7 protein-coding genes and 3 rRNA genes are annotated in these 13417 nt (G+C 65.6%); 4 read left to right on the top strand and 6 right to left on the bottom strand.

The window, feature by feature from the left end; translation table 11 throughout:
• Positions 1-22 precede the first annotated feature (22 nt).
• Both I6J71_RS09985 and I6J71_RS09980 read right to left on the bottom strand, forming a co-directional pair.
• Complete coding sequence (locus tag I6J71_RS09985; RefSeq protein ID WP_204094463.1) at positions 23-2260, bottom strand: cation-translocating P-type ATPase; 2238 nt, start codon at positions 2258-2260, stop codon at positions 23-25.
• A gap of 12 nt (positions 2261-2272) precedes the next feature.
• On the bottom strand, positions 2273-2479 hold the full coding sequence (locus tag I6J71_RS09980) for a heavy-metal-associated domain-containing protein (RefSeq protein WP_204094462.1): 207 nt from the start codon (positions 2477-2479) through the stop codon (positions 2273-2275).
• Between the two features lie 114 nt (positions 2480-2593).
• On the opposite strand from I6J71_RS09980, the gene cobF reads away from it, so the two are divergent.
• Positions 2594-3355 carry a precorrin-6A synthase (deacetylating) gene (gene cobF / locus I6J71_RS09975; protein WP_204094461.1) on the top strand — a complete coding sequence of 254 codons (762 nt, stop codon included), beginning with the start codon at positions 2594-2596 and terminating at the stop codon, positions 3353-3355.
• A gap of 312 nt (positions 3356-3667) precedes the next feature.
• Positions 3668-4063: a hypothetical protein gene (locus tag I6J71_RS09970; RefSeq protein ID WP_204094460.1), complete on the top strand. Its 396-nt coding sequence runs from the start codon at positions 3668-3670 to the stop codon at positions 4061-4063.
• Between the two features lie 523 nt (positions 4064-4586).
• On the opposite strand, the gene rrf is transcribed toward I6J71_RS09970, so the two are convergent.
• From rrf to I6J71_RS09955, 3 genes are all read right to left on the bottom strand, one after another.
• Positions 4587-4703: ribosomal RNA gene (gene rrf / locus I6J71_RS09965) — 5S ribosomal RNA — on the bottom strand.
• A gap of 81 nt (positions 4704-4784) precedes the next feature.
• Positions 4785-7897 (bottom strand): 23S ribosomal RNA (locus I6J71_RS09960).
• Between the two features lie 310 nt (positions 7898-8207).
• Positions 8208-9727, bottom strand: a 16S ribosomal RNA gene (locus tag I6J71_RS09955).
• The 16S, 23S and 5S rRNA genes sit together here, the layout of an rRNA operon.
• Positions 9728-10188: 461 nt before the next feature.
• Between I6J71_RS09955 and I6J71_RS09950 the strand changes: the two genes are divergently transcribed.
• Positions 10189-11016, top strand: a complete 828-nt coding sequence (locus I6J71_RS09950; protein ID WP_204094459.1) for an alpha/beta fold hydrolase — start codon at positions 10189-10191, stop codon at positions 11014-11016.
• A gap of 8 nt (positions 11017-11024) precedes the next feature.
• Positions 11025-11774 carry an SDR family oxidoreductase gene (locus I6J71_RS09945; RefSeq protein ID WP_204094458.1) on the top strand — a complete coding sequence of 250 codons (750 nt, stop codon included), beginning with the start codon at positions 11025-11027 and terminating at the stop codon, positions 11772-11774.
• On the opposite strand, the gene I6J71_RS09940 is transcribed toward I6J71_RS09945, so the two are convergent.
• Positions 11771-13375: a transposase gene (locus I6J71_RS09940; RefSeq protein WP_204094457.1), complete on the bottom strand. Its 1605-nt coding sequence runs from the start codon at positions 13373-13375 to the stop codon at positions 11771-11773. The two genes, I6J71_RS09945 and I6J71_RS09940, sit on opposite strands and share 4 nt — an antisense overlap.
• Positions 13376-13417 lie beyond the last annotated feature (42 nt).

Raw genomic sequence — 13417 nt, 5'->3', positions numbered from 1 at the left:
GCCCTCTTTTCACCGAGCGGTTTCAGCGCGCCGCGCGGAAGCTGCGCAGGCGCAGGCTGTTCGAGACCACGAAAACCGACGAGAACGCCATTGCCGCGCCCGCGATCATCGGGTTGAGCAGCCCCAACGCCGCGAGCGGCAACGCGGCGACGTTGTAGGCGAACGCCCAGAACAGGTTCCCCTTGATCGTGGCGAGCGTGCGGCGCGAGAGCCGGATGGCGTCGACGACCGCGCGCAGGTCACCGCGCACGAGGGTGAGGTCACCCGCCTCGATCGCCGCGTCGGTGCCGGTACCCATGGCAAGCCCGAGGTCGGCCTGGGTGAGGGCGGCCGCGTCGTTCACGCCGTCGCCCACCACCGCGACCACGCGGCCCTCGGACTGCAGCCGCTTGACGACGGCCACCTTTTCCTCGGGCAGCACCTCGGCCACGACCTCGTCGATACCGGCCGCGTCGGCGATCACCCGGGCGGCGCCCGCGTTGTCACCGGTCAGGAGCACCGGCTTCAGGCCCAGGCCGCGCAGCTCCGCGACGGCCTGGGCGGACGTCGGTTTGATCGTGTCGGCGACCACCAGCACAGCTCGGGCGACGCCGTCCCACGCGACGAAGACCGCGGTGGCGCCGCGTTCCTCGGCCGCGGCCCCGGCTTCGGCGAGCGCGCCGTCGACGGGGATGCCCAAGTCGGCCAGGAACGCCGAGCGGCCGGCGAGCACGGCCGTGCCCTCGACCATGGCGGTGACGCCGAGTCCTTCGGTCGAGCGGAAGCCGGTGGGGGCGGGCAGCTCGCCCACGCGGTCGCTGGCGCCCGCGACGACGGCCTTCGCGATCGGGTGCTGGGACGAGTGCTCGACCGCTCCCACGTAGCGCAGCACCTCGGCCTCGGTGACGCCGCCGACCGGGTGGACCTCGACGAGGCTCATGCGGCCGGTGGTGACGGTGCCGGTTTTGTCGAGCACGACCGTGTCGACGCGGCGGGTGGACTCGAGCACTTCGGGACCCTTGATGAGGATACCCAGCTGGGCGCCACGGCCGGTCCCGACGAGCAGTGCCGTCGGCGTGGCGAGACCGAGCGCGCACGGGCAGGCGATGATCAGCACCGCGACGGCCGCGGTGAACGCCTCGGCCGCGTCGCCACCGGTCGCCAGCCACGCGACGAGGGTGCCGAGCGCGAGCACGAGGACAACGGGCACGAACACCGCCGCCACGCGGTCGGCCAGGCGCTGCACGGCAGCCTTGCCGTTCTGCGCGTCCTCGACCAGCCGCGCCATCTGCGCGAGCCGGGTGTCCGCGCCGACGCGGGTGGCCCGGACGACGACGCGGCCGCCGACGTTCACGGTCGCACCGGTGACGGCGTCACCCACGGCGACCTCGACCGGCACGGATTCGCCGGTGATCGTGCTGACGTCGACGGCGGAGCCGCCTTCGGTGACCACGCCGTCAGTCGCGATCTTCTCGCCGGGGCGCACCACGAAGGTATCGCCGACGTGCAGGTCGTCGACGGCGACCCGGGCTTCGCGGCCCTCGCGCAGGACCGCGACGTCCTTGGCACCGAGTTCGAGCAGCGCCCGGAGTGCAGCGCCGGAGCGGCGCTTGGAGCGGGCCTCGAAGTAGCGGCCGGCGAGGATGAACGTGGTGACGCCGGCGGCGACCTCGAGGTAGATGGTGCCGGTGCCGGCGCCCGGCATGACGGTGAGCTCGAAGCTGTCGCGCAGGCCGGGTTCACCAGCGGTACCGAAGAACAGGGCGTACAGCGACCAGAGCGTGGCCGCGGCGACACCGAGGGAGATGAGGGTGTCCATCGTCGTGGCGCCATGGCGTAGGTTCGTCCACGCGGCGCGGTGGAACGGCCAGGCGCCCCACACCACGACGGGCGCGGCGAGGGTCAGGGACAGCCACTGCCAGTTGTCGAACTGGAGGGCGGGGACCATCGCGAGCAGGACCACCGGCACCGTGAGCAGCGCCGAGTACAGCAGGCGATCGCGCAGGGGGCGCGTCTCGTCGTGGTCCTCGGCCGGTTCGGGCTTTTCGGGCTCGGGGCACTGGGCGGTGTAGCCGGTGGCCTCGACGACGCCGACGAGGTCGTCGACGGAAACTGTGCTCGGGAACTCGACGTGGGCCTTCTCGGTCGCGTAGTTGACGTTCGCCGTCACGCCTTCGACCTTGTTGAGCTTGCGCTCGACGCGGGCGGCGCACGACGCGCACGTCATCCCGCCGATGACGAGCTCGACCGTCTGCGGAGTCGCGTGTGCCGTGGTGCTCATGTGTTACGCGTCTTACGCGACGAGCCGGTAGCCGGCCTCGGTGACGGCGGCCGCCACGGCGTCGACGGCCAGGGGCTGCTCGCTCACGACCTTCACCGCGCCGGACGCGAGGTCGACGTCGACCGCGCGGACGCCGGAGAGCTCGCTGACCTCTTCGCGCACCGCGCCGACGCAGTGCGCGCAGGTCATGCCCTCGACGGTGTAGGTGGCTTCGGTCATTGCCGGCTCCTCGCTCTTGTGTGGCACTCCTCATCCCTTTATACCCCTTGGGGGTAGGGGTTCGGCGCACGGGCCGCTTGTGGGGCCGGTTACCCACCCCGGCAGACTGCGCTCATGCGGAAGATCTACGCCATCGGCATCGGGGCGGGCGACCCGGAGCACCTGACGGTTCAGGCCGTGGACCGGCTGAACCGCGTCGACGTCTTCTTCGTCCTCGACAAGGGCTCCGCCAAGGCCGACCTGGTGCGGCTGCGGGAGGAGATCCTGGCGCGCTTCGTGACGCGACCGGGGTATCGCGTGGTCACCGCCGAGGACCCCGCGCGCGACCGCACGCCGGCCGACTACCGCGCCGCCGTTGCCGACTGGCACGCTCTCCGCACGGACGTCTACGAGCACCTCATCCGCGACGAACTGGCCGACGGCCAGACCGGCGCCTTCCTCGTGTGGGGCGACCCGTCGCTGTACGACAGCACCATCGCCCTGATCGAGGCGGTGCTGGCGCGGGGCACCGTGGCCTTCGACTACGAGGTCGTGCCCGGCGTGAGCAGCATCTCCGCCCTCGTCGCCCGCCACCGCACCACGATGAACCAGATCGGCCGCGCCGTGCAGCTCACCACGGGCCGCCGCCTGGCCACCGGCTGGCCCGCGGACACCGACGACGTCTTCGTCCTGCTCGACGCGCACACCACCTTCGACCAGTTCACCGACCAGGGCCTGCTGATCTACTGGGGCGCGTACGTGGGGACGCCGGACGAGATCCTGCTGTCGGGTCCGCTGGACGCCGGTCTGGCCGCCCGGATCCGGGCGGTTCGCGCGGAGGCGCGCGAGAAGCACGGCTGGATCATGGACACCTACCTGCTCCGCCGGCCGCGGTGACCTTGCCCTGCTCTCCAACGGTTCGTTCGTTGCGCGACCATCTGCCGCAGTGACCGGCCGGGCTCGCGTCGACGCACGGAACAACCACGGCCGCTCACCGGCCCCCGACAGCGTTGAGCCTGCCGGGTGCCGGTGGACAGTCTGTCGCCCTTCCTCGACGGGTGCCGGCGCAGTCGTGGTGGTGTTGAGGAGTGGATGCCGAGCAGCGTGACTGTCCGGGTGGGGTTGGGGGTCGTATGCCGTAGTGGGGCGGCCGTGGTGGTCCAGCCGGTGTGGCGCAGTGGGCTGGTGGCGGGCTTGCGGAGGCTGGCCATGACGCGGGCTGCGGTGCCAGTGCGTGCGGCGTCGTCGGTGCAGGTGACATCGCGAACCCGGTGGAGCTTGTTTTCGATGTGCCTGGCCGCGGAATCATGGCCGATGTGTCCGGAATGGGTCCAGGCGCCGGTGAAGTTGGTGATGCCGTGTGTGGGCGACGTGTCGTGCGCTGGTGTGGTGGGTGGTGTGGCGCTCGATGACGAACGCGTACGTGGCGTGAGGGAAGTCGATCGCGGGATAGCCCAGGAACTCGCCGAGTGGTGCGAGGTGGGTGGTGCGTCGTTCGGTGCGCCCATGTCCGCGGTTTTCGGTGACGGCGCCGCCAGTGCGGGCCACGGTGCCGCGCAGCGATTTCCCGTCCATCGTGATCGCCTCGACCAGGGGCGCCGGTAGCACACCCCGCCGGCGCCGCGGACCCGGCACTCCAAATACTTGCACCTCTCACACGCCTATCCAGGCGCACCATCCACCGCCATCAGCGGGGTCAGACGCTCAAGCACCACAGGAATCAGGCACGGTGACGCAGCGGGCGCGGCTCACACGACCATGGGGCCCAGACACTCACGTGATCAACAAAGACCGTACCCGCTCTACAACCAGGACCACACGAACTGTGCCGGAACAAACCCCCGCCCTCCCGAGGGGGGCGTCCCCGAATCCATTCTATTGGCCACCCCCGACAGAAACGGGTCGACGGCGGCGGGGTGGGGTGGCTGTCCACAACCCGATCGGGTGGGGATAACCACCGGTCGATGCTCGGCGAGGGCCCTGGCGGGGCACGGGCGAAGCCGAGAGCTGAACGGCCGGCCGGAGGAAAGGGGTGTGGAGATAGCGGCTGCGGGGGACGGGGTGCGGGAATGGAGAAAGGCCCCGGGAGAACCATACGGTTCTCGACCGGGGCCCGACTCGAGGTAACGTTCGGCGGCGTCCTACTCTCCCACAACCCTTCGGTTGCAGTACCATCGGCGCTACCAGGCTTAGCTTCCGGGTTCGGAATGGGACCGGGCGTTTCCCTGGCGCTATAACCACCGAAACACTACGAAACAACACACACCATGTTTGTTTCCACACGGTGTGGTGTTTCAGAGCTGTAGAGTGGATGCGTAACATCTTCGTGGGCAAGTCCTCGGCCTATTAGTACCAGTCAACTCAACAACACATTACTGTGCTTCCATCTCTGGCCTATCAACCCAATCGTCTCTTGGGGGCCTTAACCCACAACGGGGTGGGATACCTCATCTTGGAACAGGCTTCCCGCTTAGATGCCTTCAGCGGTTATCCCTTCCGAACGTGGCCAACCAGCCATGCCCCTGGCGGAACAACTGGCACACCAGAGGTTCGTCCGTCCCGGTCCTCTCGTACTAGGGACAGCCTTCCTCAAGTATCCTACGCGCGCGGCGGATAGGGACCGAACTGTCTCACGACGTTCTAAACCCAGCTCGCGTGCCGCTTTAATGGGCGAACAGCCCAACCCTTGGGACCTACTCCGGCCCCAGGATGCGACGAGCCGACATCGAGGTGCCAAACCATGCCGTCGATATGGACTCTTGGGCAAGATCAGCCTGTTATCCCCGGGGTACCTTTTATCCGTTGAGCGACACCCCTTCCACCAGGAGGTGCCGGATCACTAGTCCCGACTTTCGTCCCTGCTCGACATGTCTGTCTCACAGTCAAGCTCCCTTGTGCACTTGCACTCAACACCTGATTGCCAACCAGGCTGAGGGAACCTTTGGGCGCCTCCGTTACCCTTTAGGAGGCAACCGCCCCAGTTAAACTACCCATCAGGCACTGTCCCTGAACCAGATCATGGCCCGAGGTTCAGATTCCCAATTCGACCAGAGTGGTATTTCAACAACGACTCCACAGCAACTAGCGTCACCGCTTCACAGTCTCCCACCTATCCTACACAAACCGAACCGAAAACCAATACCAAACTATAGTAAAGGTCCCGGGGTCTTTCCGTCCTGCCGCGCGTAACGAGCATCTTTACTCGTAGTGCAATTTCGCCGGGCCTGTGGTTGAGACAGCCGGAAAGTCGTTACGCCATTCGTGCAGGTCGGAACTTACCCGACAAGGAATTTCGCTACCTTAGGATGGTTATAGTTACCACCGCCGTTTACTGGCGCTTAAATTCTCAGCTTCGCGCCGAAGCGCTAACCGGTCCTCTTAACGTTCCAGCACCGGGCAGGCGTCAGTCCATATACATCGTCTTGCGACTTCGCATGGACCTGTGTTTTTAGTAAACAGTCGCTTTCCGCTGGTCTCTGCGGCCACCCACCCCTAGCCCGCGAAGGACTTCAAGGTGTTTGGCCCCCCTTCTCCCGAAGTTACGGGGGCATTTTGCCGAGTTCCTTAACCACAGTTCACCCGATCGCCTCAGTATTCTCTACCTGACCACCTGTGTTGGTTTGGGGTACGGGCCGTGCATGCACTCACTAGAGGCTTTTCTCGGCAGCATAGGATCACCCTCTTCGCCTCAAACGGCTACGCATCACGTCTCAGCCCATTGCCATGCGGATTTACCTACATGACGGCCTACACGCTTACACCAGGACAACCATCGCCTGGCGGAGCTACCTTCCTGCGTCACCCCATCGCTTGACTACTACAACATCAGATCCCACGCTCCACACGACATATCCGTCCGAAGACTTCCACGCCGGCTTCGGGTGGTTAGTATCAACTGCCTCGTCATGGGCGCACATGCTCGGGTACGGGAATATCAACCCGTTGTCCATCGACTACGCCTGTCGGCCTCGCCTTAGGTCCCGACTTACCCTGGGCGGATTAGCCTGGCCCAGGAACCCTTGGTCATCCGGCGGCAGAGTTTCTCACTCTGCATTCGCTACTCATGCCTGCATTCTCACTCCCACACCCTCCACGACTCGCTCACACGGCCGCTTCCCTGGATGCAGGACGCTCCCCTACCCATCCACACCACTACACAATCCCCCGAAGGAGAAAGCGGATGTATTGTGTGAATGACACAGCTTCGGCGGTGTGCTTAAGCCCCGCTACATTGTCGGCGCAGGACCACTTGACCAGTGAGCTATTACGCACTCTTTCAAGGGTGGCTGCTTCTAAGCCAACCTCCTGGTTGTCTGGGCAATCCCACATCCTTTCCCACTGAGCACACACTTAGGGGCCTTAGCTGGTGTTCTGGGCTGTTTCCCTCTCGACGACGAAGCTTATCCCCCGCCGTCTCACTGCCACGCTCTCACACTACGGTATTCGGAGTTTGGTTGATTTCGGTAACCCGGTAAGGCCCCTAGACCATCCAGTAGCTCTACCCCCGCAGAGAAACACGTGACGCTGCACCTAAATGCATTTCGGGGAGAACCAGCTATCACGGAGTTTGATTGGCCTTTCACCCCTACCCACAGCTCATCCCCCAGGTTTTCAACCCTGGTGGGTTCGGGCCTCCACGACGTCTTACCGACGCTTCACCCTGGCCATGGGTAGATCACTCCGCTTCGGGTCTAGACCACGCGACTACGACGCCCTATTCAGACTCGCTTTCGCTACGGCTACCCCACACGGGTTAACCTCGCCACGCAGCACTAACTCGCAGGCTCATTCTTCAAAAGGCACGCCATCACCCAAAGGCTCTGACGGCTTGTAGGCACACGGTTTCAGGTACTCTTTCACTCCCCTCCCGGGGTACTTTTCATCTTTCCCTCACGGTACTCGTCCGCTATCGGTCTCCAGGAAGTATTTAGGCTTACCGGGTGGTCCCGGCAGATTCACAGCAAATTCCACGAGCTCGCTGCTACTCGGGAACACCACCAAGACCTACAACAGCAGTTTTCGCGTACGGGACTCTCACCCACTCCGGTCGCCCATCCCAAGACGTTCCACTAACCACTGCGTACATCCGAAGAAATGTCAGTCTCTTCAAGGTGGGTCCCACAACACCGCACGCACAACGCCTGACAGCTTGACATACGCACGGTTTAGCCTCATCCGCTTTCGCTCGCCACTACTCACGGAATCACGGTTGTTTTCTCTTCCTACGGGTACTGAGATGTTTCACTTCCCCGCGTTCCCTCCACACCGGCTATATATTCACCGGCAGGTAACACCACATCACTGGTGCTGGGTTTCCCCATTCGGAAATCCTCGGATCACAGCTCGGTTGACAGCTCCCCGAGGCATATCGCAGCCTCCCACGTCCTTCATCGGCTCCTGAAGCCAAGACATCCACCATGTGCCCTTAACAACTTGACCACAAAGATGCTCGCATCCACTCTACAGTTCTCAAACACCACACCAGAAACACACACGTTCCCAAGGCGCTCAGCCCCTCGGCGTGTTGCCTCAGGACCCAACAGCGTGCCAGCCAACAACCCGCCCTCCAGACACCGGCCACGGTTTCCACGATCGCCAGGCGATCAGTACTCACGCAGGCATTGCCTACCAGAACAAGCCTTAACCAGTAGTTCCACAATTCCTTGAGCAACCCAGGCAGAAACACAGTCGGCTTCTAGACCTGAGCCACTCCCAACCACTGCGAGCTGGGATGTGTTGTGCTCCTTAGAAAGGAGGTGATCCAGCCGCACCTTCCGGTACGGCTACCTTGTTACGACTTCGTCCCAATCGCCAGTCCCACCTTCGACCACTCCCTCCCTCACGGGTTGGGCCATGGGCTTCGGGTGTTACCGACTTTCATGACGTGACGGGCGGTGTGTACAAGGCCCGGGAACGTATTCACCGCAGCGTTGCTGATCTGCGATTACTAGCGACTCCGACTTCACGCAGTCGAGTTGCAGACTGCGATCCGAACTGAGACCGGCTTTAAGGGATTCGCTCCACCTCGCGGTATCGCAGCCCTCTGTACCAGCCATTGTAGCATGTGTGAAGCCCTGGACATAAGGGGCATGATGACTTGACGTCATCCCCACCTTCCTCCGAGTTGACCCCGGCAGTCTCCCACGAGTCCCCGCCATCACGCGCTGGCAACGTAGGATAAGGGTTGCGCTCGTTGCGGGACTTAACCCAACATCTCACGACACGAGCTGACGACAGCCATGCACCACCTGTACACCAACCACAAGGGAAGCCCCATCTCTGGGGATGTCTGGCGCATGTCAAGCCCAGGTAAGGTTCTTCGCGTTGCATCGAATTAATCCACATGCTCCGCCGCTTGTGCGGGCCCCCGTCAATTCCTTTGAGTTTTAGCCTTGCGGCCGTACTCCCCAGGCGGGGCGCTTAATGCGTTAGCTACGGCACGGACAACGTGGAATGTCGCCCACACCTAGCGCCCAACGTTTACAGCGTGGACTACCAGGGTATCTAATCCTGTTCGCTCCCCACGCTTTCGCTCCTCAGCGTCAGTATCGGCCCAGAGACCCGCCTTCGCCACCGGTGTTCCTCCTGATATCTGCGCATTTCACCGCTACACCAGGAATTCCAGTCTCCCCTACCGAACTCAAGTCTGCCCGTATCGACCGCACGCTCCACGTTAAGCGTGGAGATTTCACGGCCGACGCGACAAACCGCCTACGAGCTCTTTACGCCCAATAATTCCGGACAACGCTCGCACCCTACGTATTACCGCGGCTGCTGGCACGTAGTTAGCCGGTGCTTCTTATCCAGGTACCGTCACTTGCGCTTCGTCCCTGGCGAAAGAGGTTTACAACCCGAAGGCCGTCATCCCTCACGCGGCGTCGCTGCATCAGGCTTGCGCCCATTGTGCAATATTCCCCACTGCTGCCTCCCGTAGGAGTCTGGGCCGTGTCTCAGTCCCAGTGTGGCCGGTCACCCTCTCAGGCCGGCTACCCGTCGTCGCCTTGGTAGGCCATTACCCCACCAACAAGCTGATAGGCCGCGGGTTCATCCTGCACCGCCAGAACTTTCAACCCCACCAGATGCCTGATGAAGTGATATCCGGTATTAGACCCCGTTTCCAAGGCTTATCCCAGAGTGCAGGGCAGATTACCCACGTGTTACTCACCCGTTCGCCACTCATCCACCACCGAAGTAGCTTCAGCGTTCGACTTGCATGTGTTAAGCACGCCGCCAGCGTTCGTCCTGAGCCAGGATCAAACTCTCCAACAATGAACAGTCCGATCGATGACTACATCAATCAATCTCAAAGGAAACCCCGACGAGGGGGTTTCATATAAGCTCTACTGGCTTAGTTCACTAGCACACTGTTGAGTTCTCAAGCAACACACCGCAGGTAGATCCGCACTCTCGTGCGCATCGACCATCGGCGTTGTTTCAAGCCTTTTGGTTTTGGGACACCCACTCAATCGCGCGAAGCGAGAGCTTGGTTCGTGTCCCGGTGGCCGCTCGGTTTCCCTGGCGACCTGGAGAACATTACACGGCTGAAAACCCCCGAAAACAGGGGGGTCCCTTAACATCATTTTCCCTGGTCAACCCGGCGTAGAGCCCCGTCGAACCCGCGCGGCCCCGGACACCCCACTCAGCCGCGGCGCCGGGCGGGCCGGAGAACATTGCTCCGACTACATTGCGCCGTATTGCTCCGATGCCTAGCTCTGATTAGCGTCGGCCGCATGCCGACCCTCCACCTGAACGACACCGTCCTCGGCTACGACGACCGGGGAACGGGCGACCGGGCCCTCCTCCTCGTCCACGGCCACCCGTTCGACCGCTCCATGTGGCGCCCCCAGACCGAGCACTTCGCCGACCGGGGCTTCCGCGTCGTCGTCCCCGACCTCCGCGGCTACGGGCAGAGCACCGGTGAACCCGTCGCCGCCCTCGTCGACTACACCGCCGACCTCATCGCACTCGCCGACCACCTCGACCTGGGGACGTTCGTGCTCGGCGGCCTCTCCATGGGCGGCCAGATCGCGATGCAGACGGTCGCCGAGCACCCCGGTCGCGTAGAGGCGCTCCTGCTCGCCGACACCTTCCCCGCCGCCGAGACCCCCGAAGGCCGGCGGGGCAGACGCGCCGCCGCCACCCGCATCGAGACCGAAGGCATGGCCGCCTACGCCGAGGAACTTCTCCCGAAGATGGTCTCCGCCCGCACCCGGACGCGGAATCCCCAGGTCACCGCCCACGTCCGGACGATGATGCGTACCGCGCCGCCCCACGGCGCCGCGGCCGCTCTGCGAGCCCGCGCGCTGCGACCCGACTACCGGCGGGCTCTCGAAGACGTACGGGTCCCCACTCTCGTGCTCACCGGCTCCGAAGACGAGTTCACCACCGTCGCCGACGCCGAGCTGATGCACCGGCTCGTCCCCCGATCGGAGCTGGCCGTGGTCGAAGGCGCGGGTCACCTGCCTAATCTGGAGTGCGTGGCCGAGTTCAACGACGTGTTCGGCCGGTTCCTGCTCTCGCTCCGGCCCCGGCCGGACCACCTCGTGGAAGAACGGTGACCCACCCCATGAAGACCGTTTTCGTGACCGGCGCCAGTGCCGGCTTCGGTGCCGCGATCACGCGCCGGTTCGTCGCGGAGGGCTCGCGGGTCGTCGCCGCGGCCCGCAGCGCCGACCGGCTGGCCGCACTGGCGGCGGAGCTCGGCGAGTCCGTGCTCCCCGTCGTGCTCGACGTGCGCGACCGCGACGCGATCACCTCCGCGGTCGGCGCCTTGCCGGGCGACTGGGGCCAGGTCGACGTGCTCGTGAACAACGCCGGCCTGGCCAAGGGCCTTGAGCCGGCCCACGAGGCCAGGCTCGAGGACTGGGACCAGATGATCGAAACCAACGTCACCGGGCTCGTCCACCTCACCCGCGCCCTGCTGCCCGGCATGGTCGACCGCCGCGCCGGCCACGTGATCAACATCGGCTCCATCGCCGGCACCTACCCCTACCCCGGCGGCAACGTCTACGGCGCGACGAAGGCCTTCGTCCACCAGTTCAGCCTCAACCTGCGCAGCGACCTGCGCGGCACCGGCGTCCGCGTCACCAACATCGAACCCGGCATGGTCGGTGGCACCGAGTTCTCCAACGTCCGCTTCGGCGACGACGAAAAGGCGGCCGGCGTCTACGCCGGCACCACGCCGCTGACCGCCGACGACATCGCCGAATCCGTGTTCTGGGCGGCTGCCCAGCCGCCGCACGTGAACGTCAACGTCATCGAGATCATGCCCGTCGTGCAGAGCTTCTCCGCGCTGAACATCCACCGCGAAGGCTAGGGCGCGAACCGCTCCAGCCCGAACAGGTCGTAGAGCGCCTGCTGGGCCGGGTCGCGGTCGGTGAGGATGCGGCGGCTGCGCGGGCGGCCGCCGGTGGACGGGTAGCGCAGCACCGCCTCGCCGATGCCGCACAGCTGGTCGAGCAGTTCCCCGACGGACAGGTTCATCCCGGCGCGGTCGGCCTCGCGCCGCATGAGGTGGGTGACGGTCGCGGCGAGCACCGACACCAGCGTGTGCACGGCGATGCGGTGCGGCGTCCACTCCCACCGCGGTGTCGGGCCGACCGCCGTGGGGCCGGTGAGCCAGCGGAACGTGGACTCGAGGTAGGTCCGCGCGCGGTAGGCCGTGACGATCTCCGCGACGGGCCAGTCGCGGTCGGTCACGAGGATCTGCTTGCCGAAGAATTCGTCGACCAGGCGCGCGACGGCGGCTTCGTCGACCCGCCACGTCAGGCGGATCTCGCCGGGTTTCGTGCCGCTCAGCGTCGGGGTGAGCACGCGCTCGACGCGGCGGCCGCGCGTGACGCGGGAGATCTCGGCGTGCACCTGGCTGCGGTCGCCGCGGTGGGTGCCCGCTTCCAGCGCCGCGGCGAGGCCGTCGAGCTCGCGGATCGCGGTGCCCAGTTCGTCGGTGAACGCTCGGCGCTGCGCGGTGTGGAGCGTGGCCGAGTGCGTGAGGATCACCCGCCGCCGCACGCCGTCGACGGTGGCGCGCGTGTCGATCGCCGTCAGGCCCGCGAAGCGTTCGGGGTCGACCCGGCGACGGGCCGAGGCGGGCTGTGTGAGCAGCTCCGGGTGGTCGGCCGGCGGAAGGGAGCCGACGAAACCCCGCCGCGCGCCGAGGTCGAGCTGCCCGGCCTGCCCGGCGTGGAAGACGAGCGTGACGTCCGTGGCCGGGTACCGCTCGCCCAGTTCGCCGGCGAGCGCGCCGAACGTGGGTGCGGCGCCGCCTTCCCGGCGGTACACACGGGACGCGAGCGGGATGGCGCCATCGCGGGTCACCACGAGCCCGAGGCCGGCGAGCGCGTCCTGGCACGTCGACGGGATCGTGCAGTCCGCCGCACTGAAGGGGGCGAGCTGCGGAACGTCGACGGCCAGTGCGGACGTGCCGTCGTCGCCGAGCAGGTCGAGCACAGCTTCGGCGATGGCGGCCTCCACCGCCGCGATGCGTTCCGGTGTCAGGCGCTGCAGGACGCGCCAGTGCGCTGCCGTCGTCATCGCGGCCTTCGCAGGTCTCGGGCGCACGAGGTCCCGCGCGGCGCACCCCGCCCACCAGTCCTCGAACGACGTTCCCCCGCCCGTCGCGCGGTGCAGTACAGCCAGCGCGAGGTGGTACCCGAGCGTCGTCTTCGCCCGCTGCGGGCCGACCACGGCGTCGACGCGCCGGACGAGGTCGAGCCGCTGCAGCGTGCCCCAGACCGCCGCCACGTCGCCGAACGTCCGGTGCCGCGCGCCGCCCGGTTCGGCGCCGCCGGGGACCGCGGCGGCGATGTCTTCGGCCGTGCCGAGGTAGCGCTGGGTCACCACGCGCGGCGCGCCGTCGATGCGCGCGGACTCGGCCAGGTAGTAGTACGTCCGGCCGCCGATCCGCTTCCCGATCACCGATGCCACACTTTAGGTAATACACGCCGAACCGGTGATCGA

It is taken from the genome of Amycolatopsis sp. FDAARGOS 1241 (assembly GCF_016889705.1).
GTDB lineage: Bacteria > Actinomycetota > Actinomycetes > Mycobacteriales > Pseudonocardiaceae > Amycolatopsis.
Note: the sequence above shows the minus strand (reverse complement) of the source record. Positions and strands in the feature narration are given on the sequence as shown.